This window comes from Microbulbifer sp. MLAF003 (genome assembly GCF_030012965.1).
GTDB lineage: Bacteria > Pseudomonadota > Gammaproteobacteria > Pseudomonadales > Cellvibrionaceae > Microbulbifer > Microbulbifer variabilis.
In genome coordinates this window covers 2,034,747-2,060,278 of the sequence record NZ_CP120232.1, presented here as the reverse complement: position 1 = coordinate 2,060,278, position 25,532 = coordinate 2,034,747, and the positions used below count along the sequence as shown (strand labels likewise).

Below are 25,532 nucleotides of genomic sequence, written 5' to 3'. Positions count from 1 at the left end.
TTTGAGAAGCTTTACCATAAGTTTTGGTAGAATATCGAGATTGGGCCATCAATAGACAATTGTGGTGCGGAAAACACTACGAAGTTGATTCTCAACTACGACAAGTGAGCTTGGAACATTTGCGCAGGTGATTCTTAAAAGTTTCTCCTTAAAAGGGTTTTTAAACCGCTCCAATAAGTTTCTGTCTAAGTAATGGGGTATTCTGTCGTCAATTTTCGGCTTAAAAATCGCGATAATACTATTGGCGACACGGTTAATTTATCGGAGCCATGGGTGTGGAAATAGATGCCTGATTAGCTGCCAGCCACTGTAAGCAAAGCAATCCATAGACCACAGTTGCTTTGAGGAAAGGTAAAGTTACTACTGGGTCAGAAGGAAAGAATACACAGCGCTCGAGGCGCGCTGCGAGTACATCCCTGTATGCTCGTAATCGGCATCCATGCTTCATACGGTCCGAGCGCAGTGTATTCTTTCCTTCCCCTTTTTATTACTTACAAAAACTTTTTAGGGAGGCTTTTTATGGATCGTGCAATATTCTACGACGGTATTCGTGAAGATCTATTCGAGGGACGCCTGAATCTTGAACAGGTTGAAGGAATGGAGGCGATCCTTAATCTCTGGGAAACCCCGCCCGTTCAGCCGACTGGGGATTTGAAGTCTCATTGGGAGGTTCGCCATATCGGTTGGCTAGCTTATATGCTTGCAACGGTTTTTCATGAAACGGCATTCACTATGCAACCGGGCACAGAGTTTGGCAGTAATGAACGCTTTACTCAGTTATATGAAGGCCGCAAAGATCTGGGCAATACCAAGGAAGGTGATGGTGTAAAGTTTAAAGGGCGCGGCTATCTACCGTTAACCGGGCGCCGTAATTACGAGCAAATGACCTTAGTCGTTCGTGAATTTTATCCGAATTGTCCTGATTTTACCACGGACCCCGAAGCGGTAAGAGATGTACGGTATGCGACGGTAATACTGTTTTACAGTATGATTTTGGGGTTCTTTAATGATAAGACACTGAAACAATATATTGGCAACCCAGATAAGGGACAGATAGTCGATTACTTCCATGCACGTAAAGTCACTGGCAGCATGCATAAGGCACGTAGTATTGAAATCTATGCTAAGGAGTTCGAACAAGCGTTACTACAAGCCGAGACCAGTCAGGCGTCGCCACTGCCTATAGAACCACAACCGGCTCCATCGGTACCCGAAAAGCCCCCAGGAACTGCTCTTCAAATGGAAAGGTCAACTTTCTACGAAGATATACGCAAAGGCATCTTCAAAGGCAGCTTGACCCAGGAACAGGTTAATGGAATGGAGGTTATTCTGAATTTCTGGGAAAAGCCGCCGACTCAGCCGAGCGGAAATTTCAAAATTCAGTGGGAAATTCGTAGCATTGGTTGGCTGGCTTATATGCTCGCAACGACTTTTCACGAAACGGCATACACTATGCAACCAATTACGGAATATGGCTCTAAATCTTATTTTACCAGGTACGACTTCCGAAAAGACCTGGGGAATACTGAGCCAGGCGATGGATATAAATTCCGGGGTCGCGGCTTTGTGCAGCTAACCGGGCGTCGCAACTACGAGAAGCTGACACCGGTAGTACGTGAACATTACCCTCAGTGCCCAGACTTTACCCAAGACCCCGATGCTGTGAAAGTTCCAAAATATGCAACGATCATCCTTTTTTACGGCATGTTCCTAGGAATCTTCACCGGGAAAGCACTAAGGCATTCCATCGGCGATCCAGAGAAGGGACAGATGGTCGATTACCGCTATGCGCGGCAAATTATCAACGCTATGGATAAAGCGGACAATATAGCGCGCTACGCTGAGGAGTTTGAGCAGGCACTGGTCAATGCCGGAGCTACAGCCTAATGCAAAAAGCGGCATGTGCGCTCATTGTATCGGCTCTTATTGGCTGCGGCCAATCACTAGATAATCATCGAGAAGCACCGACACAATTCACGAACTCTTCGAAAAATACTGTTTCAGCTGAATCCTTAGTTAATTGCGACCAAATAAAGAGGCCTCTTAATCCATCGGAAAAACCATCCCGTGGGGAAAAGGAACTGGACAAGCATTTCCGCCTCGCTTTCTATTACGAATCTGCTGGCAACTTTGATAGCGCTATAGAACATTACCGGGCAGCTGAAAATTTAGCCATCTGTGATTGTGACCGCGCTCATGCCCTAGCCGGTATAACGGCAGCCACAGAAGCGAAAGAAATATTTCAGCAAGAAGGTATAAATGCCAAGCCAACGCAGTATTTTTGGGGGCGCCTGCAGGACTTGACCCAAGATCTTCCTTGTGTAGACGTCCAGTAAAATGCTTTTGTTGACCATCTATCAATACTTCGGACAGTTTTAAGTGGAAAACAGGTAGGAACCACGGACAGATACTAAGAAAATTAGGTTCTCAAATCAAAACAATATCTGCCCATGGAAGATGTAGTAAAAGAAGCTGTTCTTGAATTATGATATATAGTACAAGGCATAACCGCCAAACTACCCACTCATAGATTGAGTTTCATTAGGAAACAAACAGGTTACCTTAACGAGAACCTTAGAATCGGAACAAATCTCTCAATCACAATGCTAGAAGTAAAAAGCAATCAAGTAAAGATAGGCATCCACGCCCTCAAATCCCTTCCCGCCTCTCGTAAAGAGGTTTATGAGCGTATTGGAATGAAAGACAAGTAGGCAATGGAAGATGGTGAGGACAGATTCTTCAAGGAAAGGGGTACAGCAAGCATCAGCCTCCATTAATCAATGACGATAACAGCTTCCAAGGAGAAAAATATGCTCAGGACAGGTGTAATTGTGCCTATAGCTATATTTCTTCTAGATAGTTAGGTCAATTGGTTTCCCTAAACAAGGGAGGCTATAACTACCTTGACATAACGGTTACCTTGAACTCTATCCATCCTTCTATACAATTACTCAGTGCTTCAATAGGGTGATTTGGCTATCCAATCCCTAGGAACGCTGTTTATGTACCTTGTAATATGTATTCATGGCAAAGCTCCCCTAAGCGCCAACCAATCTGTAAAAAATTCGTTTTCCATATCTATATCTTTAAGCAGGGAGATGAGGCCTAGTAGGTTTTTAAAACTCCTTAATCTCGCGATATCTTCGCATGATTGCAACTCTCGCCAATTCTCGGATATATCTGCTGGGTCAGTGCTACAAAGTTTTGACTTAACAGCTAAAAATATATAGTTAGGGTCTAGTAGTCCGCCTCCTACGCCATAAATTTTTATAAGACGCACTCTTAGATTTAACTCCTGCACTAAAAATGAATTCATATCTGAGGAATTCTCACCTTGTAAGTGAGAAAGTATTTCGACGGCAGCTTCAGCATAACTAAGGTCTGTCGTTTCTGAGTCCCCTATTCGCGCATAAAGCATTTCATATAGATAGAGCCATTCATTGGTGCTCATATTGTGAGCGCAAACCCCTTCTATTATGGATCGAACTAAGCTTAATGATTCATCTGGACTAACATTCTTTATTTGCTCTCCTAGTTCTCTGTTCATAGCTGGATTACTTATAATGCTAAGTAAAAAAGTGAAGTACGCAGCACTTTGTCCCACATGCGCGCTTTGTTAGCTCATTCGCAGGCACCGGCTATATCTCCGATTTTTAGTGCCGCATTAATCCAAGGGGTGGCGTAACTACTATTTGCTCCACCCTCAAGGGTGATTGAGCCACTTATTCTATCGGAGTAATACTCCAATCGGTAGCTGGGGCCATCCATCACGATGATCTCTAACTCAGCAGCCTGTTTAATACCAGCAAGAATCTCTGATGTTTTAAATATTGCACGTTGTAGATCTCTGATGCCGGTTTCTATTTGAGGGCAATCTGAAATTTTGACAATGTGCTTATCGTGACCATCTTCAGGGACATGAGCTATATAGACCGTACCATCATTAATATGGTAACCGTACTCAGAGCCCGGCGCATACCAAGGGCCTGTTAAAAAAGTGATGCCACCGAAGTAATCGAGGTTATCCCCGTATGCAGACTGCAATATATCCTCTTTCTTCTCTTGTGACGCGCAAGAAGACAGGAACGTTATCAGCAGTAATGTAAATACTCGAATATTCATAGAGAGCTAATAGTTAATTCAAAAGCAGCATCTATATATCACGCTTCTCTGTAACTCCAAAGCGTGTCAGCCCGGCGATACTAAAAGATGTAGAGGATCAAGAGTTTACCTTTAATTGATATACATATCCAAAGAAAGTTTTCGATAGCACCCTGAACGAGGATACGCTGGTCTTAACGTTAAGAATCAGACATCCAGATTTTGTTTCTGAAAAGTTTGTGTGGGAAGCTCTCGAACGAGTCGAGACGAAAAAATAACAAGCTTACCGGGGAAATTCGGTTCGAGTCATTTTGTGATAGCCCTAACGTACAGTTGCTTCATATTGGAAGTTTTGATGGTAAGAAAAATGATTTAGACGGGTGGAATTATTTTGCGAAGAAAATGACTTAGTCAGTGCCTCAAAGTTACACAGAGAAATCTATTTATCTGACTTCAGAAAGAAACTAGCAAGTAAAAAAACAACCTTGAGGTTTAAGATATCGGGTAGCTAGTGCAATCCCCGAGCGTATACATTACTGCATGCCCTTCTCAACCGATGCTTCTGTTACCGCAGGCCAGACCAGTCCCGCCCTTGTTGCTACGAGCAGTAATACAAAAGACATCTCCAATGCGAGAAAAACGCCTATAGGGTGATTGGGCACGCCGCGTATCATCAGGTAGAACAAGTAGCACATAGCAAGCAGATTACCCGCGAGCGTAACGTTGAGGGCGTAGCCACGTACTTGCCAGAGTGGTTTGCAGAGCAGGAAGTTCAACACCGCGGTGCCGGCGAGCATCACGCCGGGCAACATCAACAGCAAGCGACGGGATAAACCCATTCCGTCGCTGGTTACCAGTGGCCAAACGGCAGTAAAGTGACCTTGAGCTCCGAGGGTGAGGAACAGCCCCAAAATTACTGCGCCGATGGCAGCGAGCCGATACAGTGCATTCCACTGCAAAACACGTGTTGATCTAGAAGCCGACATTGCGCTCCCCTACTGTGGCCAGGCCACATTCGTAAGCGAACACTACCGCCTGTGCACGATCGCGCAACCCCAGTTTGGAGAGCAGGCTTGAAACGTGGGTTTTCACGGTGGCGGGCCCAATAAACAGGGCCTCCGCAATCTCGGCATTGCTCTTGCCGGCGGCGATAGCCTCAAGTACTTCGCGCTCCCGAGTAGTGAGGCGCTCCAGGCGTTCTGCCAGATTGCGCCCTGCCCCCAATTTCTGTGCGAACTGGCTGATCAGGCGTTGAGTGATGCCGGGTGCAAGCATGGCACCGCCCTCTGCTACGGTGCGTACTGCCTGCACCAGCGCCTCTGGGGGAATATCCTTGAGCACAAAGCCACTGGCCCCTGCCCTCAGCGCACGAAACACGTATTCATCGGGATCGAACGTGGTCAAAATAATGACACGGCAAGTTGCATCACTAGCTTCCAGGATGCGTGCCGTGGCTTCCAGCCCGTCCATCTCCGGCATGCGGATATCCATCAGGATAATATCCGGCTGATGCGCTCGTGCAGCTTCAACTGCCTCAATGCCGGTACCGGCCTCGGCGACCACCTCAATGTCGGGCTCGTTGTCCAGGATCAGGGCAAAACCACGCCGCACCAAAGCCTGGTCATCCACCACCATCACTCGCAACATTATGTTTTCACCATTCCTGTCGGTAGTTGTGCATATACCTCAAAACCACCATCGACCACGCCTGCATGCAGATGGCCACCGAGCAGTTCCGCGCGCTCGCGCATGCCTGCAATGCCGTGCCCACCGCCGGGTTGCCCGTCAATAGTTGTTTCCACCATGGGCCTGTCGCCAGTGGTGTTGCCATCATCGCCTACATGAATCACTAGAGTGTCATGGTCTAAGCGCAGGCTCACTTGAACCCGCGCTGCAGCTCCAACGTGCTTGATGACATTAGTGAGGGATTCCTGAACGATACGATAAGCGGTGAGCGCGACGCTTGTCGGTACATTCTCCAGCGTGCCGTGGGTTTCGTAGTCGACCTCGGTTAACACCTGCCGGACCTTTTCAATCAGAACTGGTAAATCATTGAGACCCGGTTGCGGCGTGAGGGCAGTGTCGCCGCTGGTCGGGCGCAGTACGCCCAGTAAATGGCGCATTTCTGTCATGGCCTGACGGCCAGCAGCCTCCACAGAAGCCATGGCTTCACTGGCGGCTTGCGGGTTATTGCGGCTGATGGCCCTGGCGGCACCGGCCTGCACAGTCATAAGGCTCACCTGGTGCGCCACCACATCATGCATCTCGCGGGCGATTCGGGTGCGCTCGGCCGCTACCGCGCGCTCGGATTCGGCATTGCGTTCGCGCTCCAAATACTCAGCTCTCTCTTCCAGTAAGCGGAGATATTCGCCGCGAAAACGCAGCCGGCGACCGATATACCACAACGCCCATACCAGCATCACCGTTACTGTGCCTGCCGCGGTTGGTTGAACCGGAATACCCTGATCAATCGCCACAAAAACCAGCGTTGCGATGACTCCGATAAAACTGGCCCGGGTGTTGGCCTCGTAGCGGCCAAGGCTATACAGCGAAACCGCCATGGCGACAATGCCATCCGCCGGTAAACCCAGTTCCAGCAATATTGTTGCGCCGAGAATAACGGCCTGTACCTGCCAGGGGTGTGTGCGACGCCACAACAGAGCGAAGGAGCCAATGAACGCACACTGGAAAGCAATAACATCCCCCAGATTTTGCATGGCCAGCACTTCCCGCGCCTCGTCGCGCGACCACATCAGTAGCGTCAGCAAAAACATGAGCAAGGCGATGAGCAGATCAGTCAGGTGCGGCCAGCGTTCGAATGGCCCGCGGAAGGGCTGCCACACCGGAAGCTTGGGTAGTTCCGAGCTGGTGTTGAGCGGATTCGACGCAGGTGTATTTAGGGACGACGATTTCATTTCCGCATGCTAAACCAGGCGCAACCAGCTGTCATGGGGCTTTCGAGGGAGGCGGGAGCAGTCGCATCTCCACCTTTTGGGGAGGTCAGATTCCTGCCTGTGGCCGATGTGCGTGTGCCTGAAAAAACCGAACATGCTCGGCAGGCACATTCAGCCCAAGCACGCACCATAAACGCCTGGAGAAACCCCATGAACGACGCTGTACTCAGCCAAACACTGCCGCGATCATTCGACACCCGGCGGGCCGTTTACCTGTCGGTAAAAACCTGGTTCTGCATCGCGGCCATCGGCCATGCGATCTTCTTTGCCTATATCCTGGCCGTCTTCTACCCACCCATTGCCGAATCGGGGGTGCACGGCTTGAAAGGACTGCACCTTCCGGCAGGCTTCCGCGAGGGAGATACACTGGGTAATCTCGCTTCGGTGAGTCACGTGCTATTGGCCGCAATTGTAATCGGCGGTGGGCCCCTGCAGCTGATCCCTTCGGTGCGACGGCATGCCCCCAACTTCCATCGCTGGTTGGGACGCAGCTATCTGCTGACAGCCGTCATCGCCAGTATTGCGGGGCTCTACATGACCTGGACGCGGCACACCATTGGTAATCTGGTATCACAGATCAGCATCACCATGGACGGCATACTAATTTTGGCGTTTGCCTTTCTGGCGGTGCGTACCGCGATAGCCAGGCGCTTTGCTGAGCACCGTCGCTGGGCCTTACGCCTATTTATGGCTGCCAGTGCGGTGTGGTTCTTTCGTGTAGCCTTGATGGGCTGGGCAATGCTCACCGGCGGCTGGGGGGTCGACTGGGAATCTTTTACCGGGCCATTCCTGTATGCACTGGGCTTCGGCCAATACCTGCTCCCGCTGGTCATGCTGGAATGGTATTTTCACTGTCAAAAGCGTGGAACCGCACAGGGAACCCAGATTGCTTTTGTCAGTACCCTGATACCTCTGACTGTGTTTATGGCCATTGGTATTTTTGCCGCTACGATGGGAATGTGGTTGCCACGGATCTAAGCTTACATAGCCAAATTATCGTGAATGAAGCTCTTCCGTTAGTTTGGCTGTAGAAGTCCAGGGTTTGTGAATCTAGCTGTTGCAGAGATACTCAAATTACTGACTGCACTGCGAGAGCTAAACAAAACACTATGAGCCAGCTAACTAAATGGAAGTAGAGACTTACTACTAAAAACTCGCGGGGATCTCCTTATCATCCACAGTATAAGAAAGCAGCTTCAACCACCTTGTACGACAGCAAAAAAAACTGTAAGGATTGGTAGCTTAAAAGCTTGAAAAAGTAGCAACGTCAATTTTTATACTAATTCAGATAAAGCTTTATGATGAATATTAATCAGACTGTGCTATGAGACATAGTTAACTAGCAGCTTTCAAATTATCCCAATAATCTGCGCTGTTATCTGTCCAAAAGAAGCGATCTGGATTCGATTGACTTCGCGCATATGTATAATTTTTAACCACTCTTTTATTAAATAAGAGTTTTACTGACTTTAATTCATTATGAATCCTATAATCAGCCGAATCTGGACCTGAGCATAATTTGTTATAAAATATTGACTCAAATACTTCTAAGTCTCCATCAATAATTTTAATTTCGGAGCTATCTGACTCACCAATGATTGAGGTTTGATCAACCTCCACAACACCATTCTCATCCCACAACCTTATATAGTTACTCGCTTTAAAAGTGGAGGAGATATCACACAGCAACGTATTCTCAGAGGTTAGTAAACTATCATTACACCTTTCACCAAGTAATTTCTTAATAAAACTATGTAACTTGTATATATTTCCGTTAATTAATATTTGGTTTGCAGAATATACGGCAGGCCTGTAGCTATCTTGGACATTAAGGTGAGCAAAGCAATCATGAAAACCACCTTCGTCTGACGTCAATAGCCAAACATCATTATGGCTGAGTATCTTATCCAAATTAGGAGGGTCAAAAGGTCGCCGTGAACAAAATACAAAATCAGTAAAGTTTCTGCCGGTGCCAACGGAGTATAAAATTTTCCCGTAGCTAAAATGGTTAATTTCAAATAAAAGCATCTCAATTAAAGATTTGCTTATCTTATTGTTTTTTGGGGAAACACGTATCCGATTTGTAATAACATTTGTCAATTTAAAGCCTCCTTGACAAGCTGATAGAAAAAGACTTAAAAAAACGGCAAGGCTTAACAAGGCTAAGTAGCCAATCAACGTGGCCGATTCTTAACCTTGTACCCAGAATGCCTCGTGGTACGCAACCTCTCCCTGCGGAAAATTGCCACTAAACGACAATGCCTGGAAGTACTCTGCTGGAACCCCTGGCAAAACCAATCCATCGATCACCTTGAAGCCAAAGCGCCCATAATAATTAGGATCCCCAAGTACTACACAACCCTCTGCCCCCTTTTCTTTAAGGTCTGCAAGAGCTTTCTCCATAAGTTTCGAGCCAACTCCCTTCCTTGATACTCTGGCAATACCGAGATCGGCCCAAGTCCAAACCAGTTGGTCGAGTTATCAGAAATGTTTACTGGTGAAATGGCAACGTGACCTACAATTTCTCCACCTGACTCAGCCACCAGAGATAAAGATAATGCACCTGCCTTGCGAAGACCCTCCACAATAAGCTGCTCAGTGTGATCACTATGTGGAGCATCCCGAAATGCTAGGGCTGTAACTCGGTGGATTGTCTCAGCATCTCCACCACTTTCATTACGAATTTTAATATTCAATTTATGATCTCTTAAAGAGGTTAACAGTTAATTCAAAAATAGCTGTTCTATATTATGTATCTTTATATTTACAAAATTTATCATACCTACTATAAAAAGAACACAACCCTGTCCCTACCTGACCTTCCGGCTTTAAGCCACTTTCCAAGCGAACTCATCAAGGAATGCCCACCGCAGTTTGAGCACCGGTAGAAAAAAAGAGACTGGTCAAAAATACCGAAACGGTAAAGAATAACAGTTGGGGATAATATTTCGGTTACAGAAGAGGAAGCAAAAGGGGCAAACCTTTGAAGAAGAAAGAGTATGCTTTTTTGCGCTTGTTTTTGTCCGAGTTTCTTATAAATTCTTGAATTAAGCCAGGCGGCATTTTTCATTTGTACATTTCTCCCCGTTAAAACCTCTCTCCTTGATATAGCCACTCACTGTTTCCTGTTCCTTACCAATTTTTTATTCACCACGATTGCAAAAGGACTACAGGATATTCTGATCCATCTCCACGCTTGACCATGAGTGAGTTCCGGCAAAAATTAGAAATAGCACCAAAGCTTCCATTGGATAAGGAGGTCTGTGGGCTTCCTAACCACAAACACGTCATATGGCGCGGAAAAGGTCAACCATCGATTTGATTTGCCCTGACATTTAAATAGGCTAAGATGGTGGAAGCATTGCGAATTGTATTGCATTTGTCGTGTTTTTTAATATCTCTCTAGCTTTCGTATCCGAAGGTAAGTGCGCAGCCAAGATAAATCGCTTGCATTTAGGATATGCGCAATCATGCCGATTCGATGTATAACGAGTAAGGCAATTTGCGTCTGCGCCAGCTAATTTAGCTGCGCTTAATACCTAAATAAAAATAATTTATTGACGACGCAATATTAATGACTGAGATGATAACCTGTTAGCAAACGGCCCCAATAAAAAAGACGTTAAAACATACGCACCTCTGAATAAGAATGAAAAAGGTGAGAATGAAAATACTCCAACATTTGGTACAGGCTGCAGGGAAGACTTTAAAATTAAAACTGACAGTTAGAATATAGCTATATAAGAGGGCGCTTATGTTTACACAAGATTCTCCACTGACAAAGAAAATACTTGTTGGTGCTCATAGCTGGGAATGGATACCTATCTTGGTGGCACGTGTGTCATTGGGATTATTCTTCTCAGTATCTGGGTATAACAAGCTATTTGTACCCGAGAGGCATGCAGATCTAATAAATTTAATGAAAGAAATAGGAGTGCCCTTTCATGAATTTATGGCTATATTTTTAGCTTCTGTAGAATTTTTTGGTGGATTACTGTTAATAGTAGGGCTTTTTTCAACAATTGTTGCGGTTGTATTAATTATCGTAATGATTGTCGCTATCACCACCGTTGAAATTGAGCAGGTCATTCCCAAAGACATAGGGCCATTGGATTGGCTGAGCTGGTTTATTTACTTACCCCAAGTTTTATATATTATTTTATTTGCATGGTTAATAACTACAGGTCCCGGTCGATTTAGCTTAGATTATCTAATCGCTGATAAGTTAGGCATTAATAACCACAATTAAGGAAATTGGGCTGCTGTCATAGTTAGTACAGTTATTTATTCAATCTTAATCAGAATCTGGCAACCCTATTGAAAACATGTACCCCTGGACACCTACAAAACAGAAGTACAAATCGTCTAGTCTAATGGCCGAATAGAATACTTAGAAAAATTGAGAATCAGCTACATCCTTTAATATGAAATTCGAGTACCCTGAATAAATTGAAAAGCCCCCAAGCTTTAAGAGCCTATTGCCCGCCTTCCCCATTAAAGCCCATCACTTACTCTGCCGCCAGGCACCAGGCATCGCTCACAATGCTTCCCCACCGGGAAACACCCCGAATTGATCTTCAATAAAGATAAACAGGTTGAACTTGATTAGACTGCAAGATGCATCAAGTCTGGATTGTCGAACTAACTTGCTAAGTAATACACAGCTATAGCTATTAGCTGTCTTTTTTATTTATTGTTACCAGCCGCAGTGCCTGAAAAATTATTGTAGTATTTAAACTCTAGTAAATTGCCCGCCGGATCTTTAACCACAAATTTACCAGCCTCACTTTCAGAATCCTCACCTCTCACTAGTGGTTCCAGTACAAATGGGATCGAATTGTCTTTGAGTAAAGCTAATATTTCACTCCACTGTTTTTTCTCTAGTAATGGGCCAAAGTGATCTATAGGCTTGGCTACCATTCCATCCTTTTCTTGATGTATAGTAATTTGATGCCCATAGAATATTATATCAATCCATTCTCCTGTATCTCGGCCTACAGCACAGCCAAGTAGGTTTACGTAGAACTCCCTTGCCTTTTCTAGGTTTGGAACAACGAACGATAGATGAAACGGCTTGATATCTAGCTCTCCTTCCTCAAAAGTATAATCGCGGCAACCATGGACTACCCACTAGTAAAAGTATAAACCACCAAGACTATTGGCTGAAGAGGAGAGTTAAACAAAACACCAAGAGCCAGCTAGCCAAATTGGTACGACATAAAAGAGTAAAGTATATTCAACACCCCAGAACAACTCCTCAATCATCAGAAGCCTAGCTCCCACCTTTCCCTACTCTGAATCCACTGCCCTTGCGCTGACCAAACTGCGACTACAAGCATCACTTACCAAGATATCCCCACTTACGTAATACGGCTTCCGCTGCCTGGTTCAGCCTTAATATTGAAAACTTCGGCACAAACGCTGCCTGAGGAAAGTAGCAACCAAATATATAATAGAATTTTTTCATCGCCCACTCCAAACTAAAAATTAGCTCCTATTGTGTTGAAATTGGGCCGGATGAATATGTTCGATATTACCAGATTGTAGTTAAGATTCGTAATTAGAGTGCAGGAATAGCGCCATGAAATGCCAAGCCTTGAGAAACTTAAAGGACTGTGTCACTAATAGCCAGGCATGAATACATTTAAGTGGCGAAAGTAGACTATGAGTGAGCGGAGCCAAAAATTAATACACTCCGGAAACACACGCAAGATCAATAACAAGTAAAATTATTGTGCTTGCCACTTAAATCAAACCCTACTTTAGCTGCTCAGTGGGATCGTGAAAAATATTGAAAGCAATTTTTTAGCTAGATATGCTTTACCATTAACCCAAAAACAGAATCTTCAATTGATATTAACCCATAATCTTAAAATGAAGTAAAACCTGAAAAAATATATCAACCCTACAAAGACCTAAGGGCAATGCTACATTTACTTATCTCGCCATTCTTCCCTAGCTTAATATTAAAAAACAAATTCAGCCCAAACAATGGATCGGACACCCATTAAGAACTCATTATTTTTGGCGCACATTACATATGTGATTAAAGAAGCAATAGACCTTTAACAAGGTACTCTGTAGTACACATTGTCATGATCGATTTCGAAGCCTAAGGAGTGATATAACCGCCTCGCACGGCTATTTCCTATCTCTGTTTTAAGCTCAATACGAATGGCTTTTGTTTCCTTTGCAAAATTTATCGCAGTCTGAATGAGTTGCTTAGACACTCCTCTTCCTCTAAAGCGGCTTGATACTCCTAAATCATTAAGAATCCACAAGCGCGAGAGTGCAAGGGAAGAATAGCTTGGATAGAGATTTACAAAACCCATTATCCCTGCAGTCTTCAAATCTACGGCGATAAAAAGAGCGGAGGCTTTGCTAGATAACAATTTACCTAGAAATTTCTCTGTTCTCACCAAATCCGATGTGTAGCCACAAAACACTCTATATTCGTCAAAAATGGAAGCCAAATCTGATACGTAGCTTTCATCGCACTGAATAATTTTCAAAGCTTATTCCCTGTTAGAAACTCATATACCCAAAGTAAAGTATTTCTCAAGCATCCTGACGAACAACCAAGCCACCAAAACCTATGAGCAAACTCCCACTTAAGCGTAAAATCCAGCGTTGAAACTTGCCTCTGACTGAGGACTGCTTCCATTTAGACAGCACCAAAGCCATTCCTAAAAACCATAGAAATATAATAGAGGCATGAACAGAAACCAGCAGGAATGCCTGATAATAACTTGTTGTTTCCACCTGGATAAACTGGGGGAAAGCTGCAAGATAAAACATTGATACTTTGGGATTGAGGATCTGGGTTAAAAAGCCTTCAACAAAATTTATATGGGAGGCTTGTTGAGCTGCTCCTAGCTTTGGTCTATTTGTAAGACTGTGCTTCGCCTCCTTCGAGAAAGTAGAGACAATTGTCTTTACACCCAAATAAACTAGGTATGCTGCACCGAGGTATTTTATTACAGTATAAAGCTCAGCTGACTGCACAATAATCGCCGACAAGCCGAGAATGGAAATAGCTCCGTGAGCGAAGGTGGCTGAGACCAGTCCAAGAATATTATCCAGGCCCGGCCTTAACCCCTGGCCTGTTACAGTCTTGAGTATGAGGACGCTATTTGGCCCCGGAGATATAACCAATAAAAGCGATATAACGGCAAAAGCGAGTATCTCACTCATGGTACAAGGCGTCCTTTAAAAGAATAAGTGGCTAGAAAGCTTGGTTGACCAAACCTATCTCTGGCTCAGCCGCCATTCAATATAAAAAGGTTGCTGTGCCAGTAGCAATCAACTCTTCCTTATCATTACTTAGCTCCATACGTGCAACTACCAGCTTGTTGCCTGTACGTAGGATAGAACCTTCACAGAGGAAGTGCTCTCCCCTGCCCGGTTTTAGGTAGTCCACACGCATATCCACGGTACCTAACTTAGATAAGCGATCAGCTTTTTCCTTCCAATGTACGTCACCCATACGCTGGTAAGCGGCTACCATAGCAGTAAGACCACCGACGGTATCCAGGGCGGTGGCGATTACGCCACCGTGAAGAATTTTTTTCCAGACATTGCCAATCAATTCCGGGCGCAGATCAAACCCCGCTGAAAGTGTGAGTGCCTCCAGGTCCAGGGAGCGCATTTCAAGTCCGATTTGTTGGTTAAAAGGAATCTTTTCAAAGAACCCTTTCACCAGTTCCTGAAACTCATGTGGTGAGGGCTCTGTCATAGTCGTGCAACCCGATTAAGCCCATCCAATGCAGCACTGCGGTACGCTTCTGCCATGGTGGGGTAGTTAAAGGTGGTGTTTACGAAATAATCAATCGTATTATGCGGTGAAGGCTGCTTCATTATGGCCTGGCCAATATGCACAATTTCTGCAGCCTCAGCACCAAAGCAGTGAATACCCAGAATTTCATGGGTTTCAATATGGAACAGGATTTTGAGCATACCCACCCGCTCACCGGAGATCTGCGCACGTGCTGTGTGCTTGAAAAGTGCACGGCCGACTTCATAGGGTACTTTAGCAGCAGTCAGCTCAGATTCGGTTTTACCGACCGAGGAAATTTCTGGAAGCGTGTAAATACCTGTAGGTGCATCTTCGATTACACGGTGACCACGCCCTGCAATGGCAGCCGCCACAGCCCGCCCCTGGTCATATGAAGCACTAGCGAGGCTCGGCCAGCCAATCACATCCCCTACCGCGTAAATATTTTCCACTTCTGTACAGTAATGGTCATCAACACTTAGCTGGCCGCGGTGATTGGCTTCTAGGCCAACATTTTCCAGGCCTAAGGAGTTGGTATTACCAGTACGGCCGTTACACCAAAGCAATGCGTCAGCGTGGATACGCTTACCGGATTGCATCTCCATAATCACGCCCTGCTCGTTGGGCAGTACTTGTGCATACTCTTCCTGATGGCGAACGGTTACGCCCATATCTCGCAAGTGGTAGCTCAATGCATCTGAGATTTCATCATCCAGAAATTCCAGCAAACTGCTGCGGGTATTAATCAGGTCCACCTTTACACCCAAGCCGGCGAAAATTGAGGCGTATTCACAGCCAATCACTCCCGCACCATAAATCATGATGGAATGCGGGGTATGCTGCATATCCAAAATCATATCGCTATCGTAGACGCGCTCGTGACCAAAATTTACATCTGCCGGGCGATACGGACGGGAGCCAGTAGCAATAATAAATTTCTTTGCGGTAACAATTTCTGTGGCACCATCCGGCAGCTGCACTTCCACACTGTTAGCATCGCGGAATTTGGCTTCACCAACAATCAACTCAACACGATTACGCGCATAAAAAGAAGTGTGCATTTCCACTTGGTAGGAAATGACCTTGTTGACCGTTTGCATCACCTGCGGGAAAGTAAGGCGACGAGGCTCACCCAGTGCGCGAAACACGCTTTGAGTGTTGTAACGCATCAGCTGTTTGACCGAATGGCGCAAGGCCTTGGAAGGAATAGTGCCCTTATGAGTACAGTTGCCACCTACTACTTGGCGCTTTTCAATAACTGCTGCGCGCATGCCCTTCTTAGCGGCACTCATCGCGGCGGCCTCACCTGCAGGGCCCGAACCAATTACAACCAGATCAAACTTTTGCTCTGCCATCAAATGCTCTAAATTCTGTTTTCCAAACGGAGTGAGATACGCGAGAGCGCTGCTCACTCATTATTTAATTACGATTATCAGCAACAATATGCCAATGACATAAAACAACAAGCCCGTTGATCCCGGGCTTGGGAGGGAAGATGCTTACTTGCGCTTGGTTGCGTCATAAGCGAGATCTTCAGTAGCCATGCCTTTTTGGCGCTGGCGCTCTTGCTCTTTTTCGCACTCGTCATCGTTGCCACCACAAATGGTGCAGTCCTGCTTCATGCCGATATTATTCAGCCCGCCACAGGAACCCTTCAGGGGTTTGTTTTGAACCATGGCACCAAGGGCCATCCCTGCAACGACCAGTAGCATGGCAACAAATGCAAATATAAATATTGTCACTACTCAGACCTCTCAAGGTAAGGGGCAAAAGCAGCGCTATACCGCTCTTCAAACCCCTTGTCAGTTTTCACCAGCATAAAGACAGCCAGCTTTTCACGCTCTGCCAAAGCCATTCCCGCTTCGGCCCCAAGTACATTCAGTGCAGTGGCCAAACCATCTGCCTCAGCACAGGTATCCGCTATAACAGTCACCGACGCCAATCGGTGCTTTAGCGGGCGACCAGTACGCGGATCTATGCTATGCGCATAACGTACCCCGTCGCGCTCGTAATAATTGCGATAATCACCACTGGTGGCCACTGCTTTACCACTCACAGCAATTGATTCCTGAACCATTTGCCCCGTTGAGTCAGGCGCCTCAATGCCAATTCGCCAAGCCTTACCTTTTGGATTCACACCAAGGGTACGCAGTTCACCACCGATTTCGACCAGGTAGTTAAGAATTCCCTGCCGCTCCAACAACATCGCAACCCGATCCACGCCGTGCCCTTTGGCGATGGCCGACAGGTCAATCTCCACTGGGCGCTCACGAGTAATAGTGTTCGGCTCTCGCGCCACCACAAGTGCATCGGAACCGATGACCTTTAGCAGACGGGCAATATCCGAATCTGAGGGAATAAGTTCGGGCTCTGGCTGGGGACCAAATCCCCACAAGTTAACCAGGGGTCCCACAGTCACCTCAAAGGCGCCTTCGCTGCGACGATAGATATCCAGAGACATCTGCACAATATCGGCGAGCGGTTCGCTAACCGGAATGGCCTCACCCACAGGACTGCGATTAAAACGCATCAACTCGGAATCATTGATGTAAGTGGACATCTCCTGGTTGACCTGTTGCAGCTCACTATCGATTAGCGTCTGCAACTGGCTGTGCCCAACACCTCGAGGAACATCGACAACCGTGATGTGATAAGTGGTGCCCATGGTGCGGCCACTGAGTTGCCAGTTCTCAGGTGTCGGTGTACAAGCAGAAAAAATTACAGCCACACAAAGCAAAAACAGGGCCGGAAGAACGGGCCCTGTTTTTGCTTTTTTCGGGGCTTTGATTGCGTTTAGCAAACTAAGCTCCCCGTTTAACCACCGAAGTCATCGAGGAGGATATTTTCATCCTCCACGCCCAAGTCTTTGAGCATATTGATTACTGCGGCGTTCATCATGGGCGGCCCACACATGTAGTACTCACAATCTTCCGGAGCCGGGTGGTCTTTCAGGTAGTTTTCATACACTACGTTGTGAATGAATCCTGTGTAACCAGTCCAGTTGTCCTCAGGTTGTGGGTCGGACAGAGCCACGTGCCACTGGAAATTGTCAAACTCAGAAGCCAGGCCGTTGTAGTCATCTTCATAGAACATTTCGCGCAGGGAGCGAGCGCCATACCAGAAGCTGATCTTGCGCTTGGAGTGCAAACGCTTGAGCTGGTCGAAGATGTGTGAACGCATCGGTGCCATACCGGCACCACCACCGATAAAGACCATCTCGTTATCGGTTTCCTTGGCGAAGAACTCACCGAAGGGTCCGTATACCTTGATCTTGTCACCCGGCTTGAGGCTGAACACGTAGGAAGACATCTGGCCAGGGGGCACACCTTCCGTGCGCGGCGGCGGAGTCGCGATACGGATGTTGAATTTAACAACACCCTTCTCTTCCGGGTAGTTGGCCATAGAGTAGGCACGTACCACAGGCTCAGTAACCTTGGACTCCAGCTTGAAGAAGCCGAAATGCTCCCAGTCACCGCGGTATTGGTCTTCTACTTCGAAGTCAGCAAATTTTACGTGGTGGGGCGGAGCCTCCAACTGCACGTAACCACCCGCACGGAAGTCAACGTTTTCACCTTCAGGCAGACGCAGGGTCAGCTCTTTAATAAAGGTGGCTACGTTTGGATTGGATTCCACAGTGCACTCCCACTGTTTCACACCAAATACCTCTTCCGGTACTTCGATTTCCATATCCTGCTTAACAGCAACTTGACAGGAAAGACGCTTACCTTCCTTTGCATCTCGCGGAGTAAAGTGTGCCGCTTCGGTGGGCAGCATATCACCACCACCCGCAGTCACTTTACATACACATTGCGCACAGCTGCCGCCGCCACCACAGGCGGAGGCCAGGAACAGGTTGTTAGCAGCCAGGGTTTGCAGCAGCTTGCCGCCGGCCGGTACGGTGAGAGTCTTCTCACCATTAACCAGGATATTGACGTTGCCGGTGTTTACCAGGCGCGAGCGGGCCGCAAGGATCACCGCTACCAGCGCCAGTACGATAACGGTAAACATCGCTACGCCGAGGATAATTTCAATACTCATTCTATTGTTTTCCCCGCTTAGATATCGATGCCGCCGAAGGACATGAAGCCCAGGGACATCAGACCAACGGTTACGAAGGTGATACCCAGGCCTTTCAGGCCATCCGGTACGTCACTGTACTTCAGCTTTTCACGAATACCGGCCAGTGCGGTAATCGCCAGTGCCCAGCCGAGGCCAGCACCGAAGCCATAGGCAACACTCTCACCAAACGCATATTCCCGTTCAACCATGAACAGAGAGGCACCCATGATGGCGCAGTTCACGGTAATCAGCGGCAGGAATACACCCAAAGCGTTGTAGAGCGCCGGTACGTATTTATCCAGGAACATCTCCAGGATCTGAACCAGTGCTGCAATTACGCCGATGTAAGACAGCAGGCCGAGGAAGCTCAGGTCCACGTCGGGGTAGCCGGCCCAGGCCAGCGCACCGTCTTTCAGCAGGTAGGTGTAGATCAGGTTGTTCACCGGTACTGTCAAAGTCAGTACCACAATAACCGCAACACCCAGGCCAATAGCGGCCTCAATCTTCTTCGATACCGCCAGGAAGGTACACATACCGAGGAAGAAGGCCAACGCCATGTTTTCAACGAAAACGGCGCGGATAATCAAAGAAATATAATGTTCCACGGATTAGGCCTCCTGCGCTTGGGAATTAGGCGCAATCTTGAACTCATCCTGCTCAACCTGGGCAGGCTTCCAGGCGCGAATTGCCCAAATGAACAAGCCGATCAGGAAGAATGCACTCGGCGGCAATAACAGTAGGCCGTTAGGGATGTACCAACCACCATTGCTCACGGTAGTCAGGATATCCACACCAAACAGTTTACCGGCACCGAAGAGTTCACGGATTACCGCGAGACCGATCAGGATTACGCTATAACCCAGACCGTTTCCAAGACCATCAAAAAAGCTGGGCAGTGGCGGGTTCTTCATAGCGAAGGCTTCCGCACGGCCCATTACGATACAGTTGGTAATGATCAGGCCAACGAATACGGACAGCTGCTTGGAGATGTCGTAAGCCAGGGCCTTGATCAGCTGGTCAACCAGGATTACCAGGGAGGCAATCACGGTCATCTGTACAATGATACGGATGCTGTTCGGGATCTGGCTGCGGATCAGAGATACCGCAACGTTGGAACAGGCCACAACCGAGGTCAGAGCGATACACATTACCAGGGTAACCTGCAGTGAGCTGGTAACAGCTAGTGCAGAACAGATACCCAGGATCTGCAGCGCGATCGGGTTGTTGTTAAAAATCGGCTCTAGCAGAGTCTCTTTGATTTTCATGCTTATGCCTCCCCTGCTTTCAGGTTTTTCAGGAAGGGACCATAACCCTGGTTACCCAACCAGAAGTTCACCAGGTTATCAACACCCTTACTGGTCAGAGTCGCACCAGACAAACCATCTACTTCGTGAATCGCATCTGGGCTGTCAGGGTTTACCTGTCCCTTGATCACGTTGATGTCAACGTTGCCATCGGTATCGAAGACCTTTTTGCCAATCCACTGGGCTTTCCAGTTGGGATTGTCCACTTCGCCACCGAGTCCGGGAGTTTCCTTATGCTCGTAGAAGCCGAGGCCTGCTACGGTGTCGAGATTGCTCTCGAGTGCGAGAAAGCCATACAGGGTGCCCCATAGGCCGTAACCACGGATAGGCAGAATGATCTTATCCAGCTTGCCGTCTTTCTCTACCAGGTATACCTCTTTAGTATTTTCCCGACGGATAATTTTGGCCGTGTCCTCATCAGCGGGCAGCTTCTCGCTGGCAGAGGCAATTTTGGAAGCGGCACGACCGCTACCACCAGCCGGAGCCTGATCGGTGAACTTGCCGGTATTCAGGTCAACATATTTGATCTGAATATCCGCGAAGGCCTTCTCAACCTCAGCTTTGCTAGCGTGGGAATCCTTTAGCAGGCCCCCTGCCATCAGTACATTGCGCTTCATGTCCAGCTCGGCATTCGCCTGCTGGGCAGGCTTCAGCATTACCGCCGCAGTGGAAACCACCACGGAGCACACCAGGCACATTACCAGCGCGACAATCAGAGTACCGGTTACGGAATCTTTATTAGCCACGTGCCAACCTCCGTTTGATATTGGACTGCACCACAAAGTGGTCAAACAGCGGAGCGAACAGGTTGGCGAACAGGATCGCCAGCATCATGCCTTCCGGGAAGGCCGGGTTCACCACACGAATCAGGACAACCATCACCCCAATCAGGATGCCGTACCACCAGCGGCCGATATTGGTCATCGCTGCAGATACAGGGTCAGTGGTCATAAAGATCAGACCGAAGGCGAAACCACCCACTACCAGGTGCCAGTACCAGGGTACCTGGAACATTGGGTTGGTTTCGGAACCGATCATGTTGAACATAAACGCAGTGGCCATCATGCCCAGCAGAGTGCCGGCTACGATGCGCCAGCTGGCGATCTTCATGCCCATCAGGATTACGCCGGCAATCAGGATGGCCAGGGTAGAAGTTTCACCAATGGAACCATGGATCTGACCGAAGAAAGCGTCGAACCAGGTTACCTGGCCAACAGCAGCATTGACGATACCGTTCTGGATACCTTCGCTGGCCATAACAGACAGCGCAGTAGCACCGGTATAGCCGTCAACCGCAGTCCATACTGCATCGCCAGACATTGCTGCCGGATAGGCAAAGAATACGAAGGCACGGCCGGTAAGAGCCGGGTTGAGGAAGTTCTTGCCGGTACCACCGAATACTTCCTTACCGATAACCACACCGAAGCTGATGCCCATAGCCACCATCCACAGAGGCAGATCCGGCGGACAGGTCAAGGCGAACAGGATGGAGGTTACGAAGAAGCCTTCGTTCACTTCGTGACCGCGCACAGCGGCGAACAACACTTCCCAGATACCACCCACAATAAAGGTGACCGCATAAATCGGCAGGAAGTACATGGCTCCGTAGACAAAGTTGTCCCACAGGCTAGCTGGGTTGTAGGAGGTCAAAGCACCAATAATGGCGTGGCGCCAGCCGGACAGATCCGGATTGGTCATACCTTCGAGAATGGTGTTGGCCTGGAAGCCGATATTCCACATACCATAGAAGGCAGGGATCATCGCACAAGCCCAAACCGTGATCATAATACGCTTCAGGTCGATACCATCGCGCACATGAGCAGTAGTTTTGGTCTTGTCTGCCGGCTGAAACAGACCGGTGTCAATCGCTTCAAACAGGGCGTAGAACTTTTCGAACTTACCGCCTTTATGAAATTTTGGTTCGATTGAATCGAGGAATTTACGCAGCATACTTACCCCTCCTTCTCAATACGGGTCAGGTTGTCCCGCAAAATGGGGCCGTATTCGTACTTGCCCGGACACACAAAGGTGCACAGCGCCAGATCTTCCTCATCCAACTCCAGAGCACCCAGTTTCTGGGCCATAGCGGTATCACCCACGATCAGGGAGCGCAGTAGCTGGGTCGGCAGTACGTCCAGCGGCATGACCTTCTCATAAGTGCCAACCGGTACCATGGCACGCTCGGAACCGTTGGTACTGGTAGTGAAATTGAACAGCCTGTTCTTGAACAGGCGCGAGAGGTAAATCGGGAATACGGAGAAACGCTTGTTACCGGCACGCAGGTAGTGCAGGAATGGGCGCTCATCGCCCTCTTCCAGAACAGAAATCTGGTTGTGGTAACGGCCCAGGTAACCCAAAGGACCTTCAGCAGTACGACCGCCAAATACCGAGCCGGAAATAACGCGGTCGTTATCACCTTTCAACTCACCGGAAGTCAAAGTTTCCAGGCTGGCGCCGAGACGAGTGCGCAGAAGACGCGGCTGCTTGACTTGAGGGCCGGCCAGGGAAACAACGCGATCGGTGAACAGTTTACCGGTGGCAAATAGTTTGCCTACGGCAATCACATCCTGGTAATTAATGGTGAATACACTGCGAGAACCGGAAACCGGGTTCAAGTAGTGGATATGGGTACCGGACAGACCTGCCGGATGGGGGCCGGCAAAAGCTTCGCGGCGAATATTCGCAGCGCTCGGTACGGGGATATCTGCATCAGGGGCGGTACAGACGTAAGTGGTTTCCGCCAGCTTGGAAAGAATCTCAACGCCCTGAGAGAAGGCTTTGGGGTTCTCGGCAATGACCACTTCTGGGTTGGCAGCCAGAGGATTGGTGTCCATCGCATTGATAAACACCGCTTCCGGTTTAGCGTCCAGGGCGGGAACGCGGCTGAACGGGCGGGTGCGCAGTGCGGTCCACATACCGGATTCAACCAGGTTCTCAACGACCTGTTCGCGCGTCAGACCAGACAGTTTATCTGCGCTATAGCTTTGGAACTGTTCTGCTGCATCGCCGTCAATGCCAATCACAACGGATTGCAGAACACGGCGGGCACCGCGATTAATAGCAACAATACGACCAGCGGCCGGCGCTGTGTAGCGCACACCTTCGGTTTTTTTGTCACTGAACAGTAGCTGACCAAGATTGACGCGATCCCCTACAGCCACCGCCATTGTCGGTTTCATCCCGTGATAATCGGGACCGAGAACAGCAACGGTCTTGATCGCAGGCCCTTTGTGGATGACCTGCTCGGGCGCGCCGGATATGGGTAAGTCCAATCCCCGACGGATCTTTCTCATACGCCTATGCCTAAGTTTCTAGTTTATAAAATTGCAATACGGCCCACCGTTCCGGGTTCAAACTGACAAACAGTCGATCCCAGACTGGCGAGCCATACTGTGGAATTCCATGTAGCGAGGGCTTATGCCGTTTCACCCGTAGACCGGGCGGAAGGAAGCTAACTAAAAGGTTGTGCGCGCTAACTTCTCGGCGCACGGCCGCCCCGCAAAATCGCGCGCATTATAAAGATGGGACAGAGGCTTTACCAGCCTGGGAAGTCTCTAACTAACACTAAGTTGAGAAATTTTTACTGGAAAAACAGGGATTTGGAGAGATCCGGGCGGACGGCTACGAGAGCCGCCTCACCCCACTGGCCGGCCCCTGAGACCGACCTGGAGACTTTCAGCTGACGCCTCAGTCTTTCTTGGGGAACAACTCGTAACGAACGCCGGCCATATCTTCCAGGCAGCGAACCACCTGACAGCTGTAACCGAACTCATTATCGTACCAGCAGTAAAGCACCGCATTCTTACCGTCAACGATTGTTGCATTGGAATCGAATACGCAGGCACGACGGGAGCCAACAAAATCGCTGGACACTACTTCCGGAGAGTTGGTGTAGTCGATCTGCTGACGCAGCGGAGAGTGCAGAGCCACTTCGCGCATGTACTCATTCAGCTCTTCCTTGGTGGCCTCTTTGCCCAAATTCAGGTTGAGGATCGCCATGGAAACGTTCGGGGTCGGAACACGAATCGCATTACCAGTGAGCTTGCCCTTTAGCTCTGGCAGCGCCTTGGCGACAGCTTTGGCAGCGCCGGTCTCAGTCAGAACCATATTCAACGCAGCTGCGCGACCGCGACGCTCACCCTTGTGGTAGTTGTCGATCAGGTTCTGGTCATTGGTATATGCATGCACGGTTTCCACGTGGCCATGCTCAACACCGTAGCCGTCCATCATAGCCTTCAGTACCGGCACGATAGCGTTAGTGGTACAGGATGCTGCGGAAAGGATCTTGTCTTCTGGCTTGATGTCACCGTTGTTGATGCCGTAAACGATATTCTTGATATCGCCTTTACCCGGAGCGGTCAGGATCACTTTGGAAGCACCTGGGCTTTCCAGGTGCTGACTCAGGCCATCTTCGTCACGCCATACACCGGTGCTATCCACGATGATTGCATCGTTAATGCCGTGCTCGGTGTAATCCACCTCCTGCGGAGAGTTGGCATAGATGACCTTGATCTCATTACCGTTGCAGATCAAGGAGCTTGTCTCCTCATCCACGCGGATAGTGCCCTGGAAGGCGCCGTGTACGGAATCGCGACGCAGCAGGGAGGCGCGCTTCACCAGATCATTCGGGGCCTTGCCCTTACGCAACACGATTGCGCGCAGGCGCAGGACGTCGCCGCTGCCAGCTTTGTCAACCAGCAAACGAGCAACCAAGCGACCGATACGGCCAAAGCCGTAGATCACTACATCCTTGGGCTCAGGCAAAGGCTTGCCAGCACCACTGGCATCCGCCAGTTCCTCACGCACGAAATCGTCTACAGACAGATTGCGATCGTCGCGCATAAATTTATTGGTCAGGGTTCCCAGGTCAATGTGTACAGGACCCAGGTCCAATTTGCAGATAGCTTCCAACACAGGGAAGGTTTCAAACTCGGAGAGTTCATTCTCCTCAACCTGACGCACGAAACGGTGCGCTTTCATAATGCTCAGAACTGAGCGATTTACCAGGTTGCGGCCGTACATATAAATACCGACGTTTTGCTCGCGGTTGAGCTTTCCGATCATCGGGATCATGGATTCGGCCAGCGCTTCACGCTGCTTCCAGTCCTTGAAAAAGTCCGCGGGCTTCGGTCGCTTCTGAGTCACTGTCAGACACCTCTGCAAAATATTAATAGGCAGGAAATCACGGCCTGATACCTCACCAGGGCCATGTGGCTGCGCATTATCAGTATTCACCTATGCCTACGCAACTGGGCAAAAAAAGTCAAAAAAATGTAGTAAAACTACCTTTTCGCTAGCCCGCTGCCGGATGTAGTGCAATATCAAAAAAAGCGTAGCCGT

General features: G+C 48.4%; 28 protein-coding genes. 5 read left to right on the top strand and 23 right to left on the bottom strand.

What is annotated here, in order from left to right; genetic code table 11:
- The first annotated feature begins 519 nt into the window (after positions 1-519).
- From P3339_RS10070 to P3339_RS23800, 3 genes are all read left to right on the top strand, one after another.
- On the top strand, positions 520-1,887 hold the full coding sequence (locus tag P3339_RS10070) for a hypothetical protein (protein ID WP_282953279.1): 1,368 nt from the start codon (positions 520-522) through the stop codon (positions 1,885-1,887).
- On the top strand, positions 1,887-2,336 hold the full coding sequence (locus P3339_RS10065; protein WP_282953278.1) for a hypothetical protein: 450 nt from the start codon (positions 1,887-1,889) through the stop codon (positions 2,334-2,336). Before P3339_RS10070 ends, P3339_RS10065 begins: the two co-directional genes overlap by 1 nt.
- Before the next feature lie 204 nt (positions 2,337-2,540).
- Positions 2,541-2,711, top strand: a complete 171-nt coding sequence (locus P3339_RS23800) for a carbon storage regulator (protein WP_502867330.1) — start codon at positions 2,541-2,543, stop codon at positions 2,709-2,711.
- A gap of 311 nt (positions 2,712-3,022) precedes the next feature.
- Here P3339_RS23800 and P3339_RS10055 read toward each other — a convergent pair whose 3' ends face one another.
- From P3339_RS10055 to P3339_RS10035, 5 genes are all read right to left on the bottom strand, one after another.
- Positions 3,023-3,547, bottom strand: a complete 525-nt coding sequence (locus tag P3339_RS10055; RefSeq protein WP_282953276.1) for a hypothetical protein — start codon at positions 3,545-3,547, stop codon at positions 3,023-3,025.
- A 74-nt stretch (positions 3,548-3,621) separates the two neighbouring features.
- The gene (locus P3339_RS10050) at positions 3,622-4,044 is read right to left on the bottom strand and encodes a hypothetical protein (protein WP_282953275.1); all 423 of its coding nucleotides are present in this window, start codon (positions 4,042-4,044) and stop codon (positions 3,622-3,624) included.
- Positions 4,045-4,634: 590 nt separating this feature from the next.
- Positions 4,635-5,087 carry a hypothetical protein gene (locus tag P3339_RS10045; RefSeq protein ID WP_282953274.1) on the bottom strand — a complete coding sequence of 151 codons (453 nt, stop codon included), beginning with the start codon at positions 5,085-5,087 and terminating at the stop codon, positions 4,635-4,637.
- The gene (locus tag P3339_RS10040; protein ID WP_282953273.1) at positions 5,074-5,748 is read right to left on the bottom strand and encodes a response regulator; all 675 of its coding nucleotides are present in this window, start codon (positions 5,746-5,748) and stop codon (positions 5,074-5,076) included. Before P3339_RS10040 ends, P3339_RS10045 begins: the two co-directional genes overlap by 14 nt.
- On the bottom strand, positions 5,748-7,016 hold the full coding sequence (locus P3339_RS10035) for a sensor histidine kinase (protein WP_502867322.1): 1,269 nt from the start codon (positions 7,014-7,016) through the stop codon (positions 5,748-5,750). The genes P3339_RS10040 and P3339_RS10035 overlap by 1 nt, the downstream gene beginning before the upstream one ends.
- Positions 7,017-7,205: 189 nt before the next feature.
- Here P3339_RS10035 and P3339_RS10030 point away from each other — a divergent pair, with 189 nt between their 5' ends.
- The gene (locus P3339_RS10030) at positions 7,206-8,033 is read left to right on the top strand and encodes a DUF2306 domain-containing protein (RefSeq protein WP_282953271.1); all 828 of its coding nucleotides are present in this window, start codon (positions 7,206-7,208) and stop codon (positions 8,031-8,033) included.
- Positions 8,034-8,390: 357 nt separating this feature from the next.
- Here P3339_RS10030 and P3339_RS10025 read toward each other — a convergent pair whose 3' ends face one another.
- From P3339_RS10025 to P3339_RS10010, 4 genes are all read right to left on the bottom strand, one after another.
- The gene (locus P3339_RS10025) at positions 8,391-9,155 is read right to left on the bottom strand and encodes a hypothetical protein (protein WP_282953270.1); all 765 of its coding nucleotides are present in this window, start codon (positions 9,153-9,155) and stop codon (positions 8,391-8,393) included.
- Between the two features lie 90 nt (positions 9,156-9,245).
- On the bottom strand, positions 9,246-9,458 hold the full coding sequence (locus P3339_RS10020; RefSeq protein ID WP_282953651.1) for a GNAT family N-acetyltransferase: 213 nt from the start codon (positions 9,456-9,458) through the stop codon (positions 9,246-9,248).
- A complete protein-coding gene (locus P3339_RS23425) occupies positions 9,407-9,751 on the bottom strand; it encodes a GNAT family N-acetyltransferase (RefSeq protein WP_353056900.1) in 345 nt (114 codons plus the stop codon). Before P3339_RS23425 ends, P3339_RS10020 begins: the two co-directional genes overlap by 52 nt.
- 89 nt (positions 9,752-9,840) lie before the next feature.
- Positions 9,841-10,125 (bottom strand): hypothetical protein, encoded by a 285-nt coding sequence (locus P3339_RS10010; RefSeq protein ID WP_282953269.1) that lies wholly within the window; start codon positions 10,123-10,125, stop codon positions 9,841-9,843.
- A gap of 684 nt (positions 10,126-10,809) precedes the next feature.
- Here P3339_RS10010 and P3339_RS10005 point away from each other — a divergent pair.
- Entirely contained in the window at positions 10,810-11,304 is a 495-nt protein-coding gene (locus P3339_RS10005) for a DoxX family protein (RefSeq protein WP_282953268.1), read from the top strand.
- Positions 11,305-11,741: 437 nt separating this feature from the next.
- Here P3339_RS10005 and P3339_RS23420 read toward each other — a convergent pair whose 3' ends face one another.
- The 14 genes from P3339_RS23420 to P3339_RS09935 all read right to left on the bottom strand — a co-directional run bounded on the left by P3339_RS23420 (position 11,742) and on the right by P3339_RS09935 (position 25,343).
- Positions 11,742-12,134 (bottom strand): VOC family protein, encoded by a 393-nt coding sequence (locus P3339_RS23420; protein WP_353056924.1) that lies wholly within the window; start codon positions 12,132-12,134, stop codon positions 11,742-11,744.
- 986 nt (positions 12,135-13,120) lie between these two features.
- Positions 13,121-13,567, bottom strand: coding sequence for a GNAT family N-acetyltransferase (locus P3339_RS09995; protein WP_282953266.1), 447 nt, complete (start codon positions 13,565-13,567; stop codon positions 13,121-13,123).
- A gap of 46 nt (positions 13,568-13,613) precedes the next feature.
- Complete coding sequence (locus tag P3339_RS09990; protein WP_282953265.1) at positions 13,614-14,249, bottom strand: LysE family translocator; 636 nt, start codon at positions 14,247-14,249, stop codon at positions 13,614-13,616.
- 76 nt (positions 14,250-14,325) lie between these two features.
- Positions 14,326-14,790 (bottom strand): thioesterase family protein, encoded by a 465-nt coding sequence (locus P3339_RS09985; protein WP_020413081.1) that lies wholly within the window; start codon positions 14,788-14,790, stop codon positions 14,326-14,328.
- Positions 14,787-16,184: a Si-specific NAD(P)(+) transhydrogenase gene (gene sthA / locus P3339_RS09980; protein WP_020413082.1), complete on the bottom strand. Its 1,398-nt coding sequence runs from the start codon at positions 16,182-16,184 to the stop codon at positions 14,787-14,789. Before sthA ends, P3339_RS09985 begins: the two co-directional genes overlap by 4 nt.
- A 144-nt stretch (positions 16,185-16,328) precedes the next feature.
- Positions 16,329-16,571 carry a (Na+)-NQR maturation NqrM gene (gene nqrM / locus P3339_RS09975; RefSeq protein WP_020413083.1) on the bottom strand — a complete coding sequence of 81 codons (243 nt, stop codon included), beginning with the start codon at positions 16,569-16,571 and terminating at the stop codon, positions 16,329-16,331.
- Positions 16,571-17,629, bottom strand: coding sequence for an FAD:protein FMN transferase (locus P3339_RS09970; protein WP_282953264.1), 1,059 nt, complete (start codon positions 17,627-17,629; stop codon positions 16,571-16,573). The genes nqrM and P3339_RS09970 overlap by 1 nt, the downstream gene beginning before the upstream one ends.
- Before the next feature lie 14 nt (positions 17,630-17,643).
- Positions 17,644-18,867 (bottom strand): NADH:ubiquinone reductase (Na(+)-transporting) subunit F, encoded by a 1,224-nt coding sequence (gene nqrF / locus P3339_RS09965; RefSeq protein WP_020413085.1) that lies wholly within the window; start codon positions 18,865-18,867, stop codon positions 17,644-17,646.
- Positions 18,868-18,884: 17 nt separating this feature from the next.
- A complete protein-coding gene (nqrE, locus tag P3339_RS09960; protein WP_020413086.1) occupies positions 18,885-19,493 on the bottom strand; it encodes an NADH:ubiquinone reductase (Na(+)-transporting) subunit E in 609 nt (202 codons plus the stop codon).
- Between the two features lie 3 nt (positions 19,494-19,496).
- A complete protein-coding gene (locus tag P3339_RS09955) occupies positions 19,497-20,153 on the bottom strand; it encodes an NADH:ubiquinone reductase (Na(+)-transporting) subunit D (RefSeq protein ID WP_020413087.1) in 657 nt (218 codons plus the stop codon).
- A gap of 2 nt (positions 20,154-20,155) precedes the next feature.
- The gene (locus P3339_RS09950) at positions 20,156-20,938 is read right to left on the bottom strand and encodes a Na(+)-translocating NADH-quinone reductase subunit C (RefSeq protein ID WP_020413088.1); all 783 of its coding nucleotides are present in this window, start codon (positions 20,936-20,938) and stop codon (positions 20,156-20,158) included.
- Complete coding sequence (locus tag P3339_RS09945) at positions 20,931-22,142, bottom strand: NADH:ubiquinone reductase (Na(+)-transporting) subunit B (protein WP_020413089.1); 1,212 nt, start codon at positions 22,140-22,142, stop codon at positions 20,931-20,933. The genes P3339_RS09950 and P3339_RS09945 overlap by 8 nt, the downstream gene beginning before the upstream one ends.
- 2 nt (positions 22,143-22,144) lie before the next feature.
- Positions 22,145-23,485, bottom strand: a complete 1,341-nt coding sequence (locus P3339_RS09940) for a Na(+)-translocating NADH-quinone reductase subunit A (protein WP_026305059.1) — start codon at positions 23,483-23,485, stop codon at positions 22,145-22,147.
- Positions 23,486-23,879: 394 nt separating this feature from the next.
- A complete protein-coding gene (locus P3339_RS09935) occupies positions 23,880-25,343 on the bottom strand; it encodes a glyceraldehyde-3-phosphate dehydrogenase (protein WP_040628710.1) in 1,464 nt (487 codons plus the stop codon).
- Between the last annotated feature and the right edge of the window lie 189 nt (positions 25,344-25,532).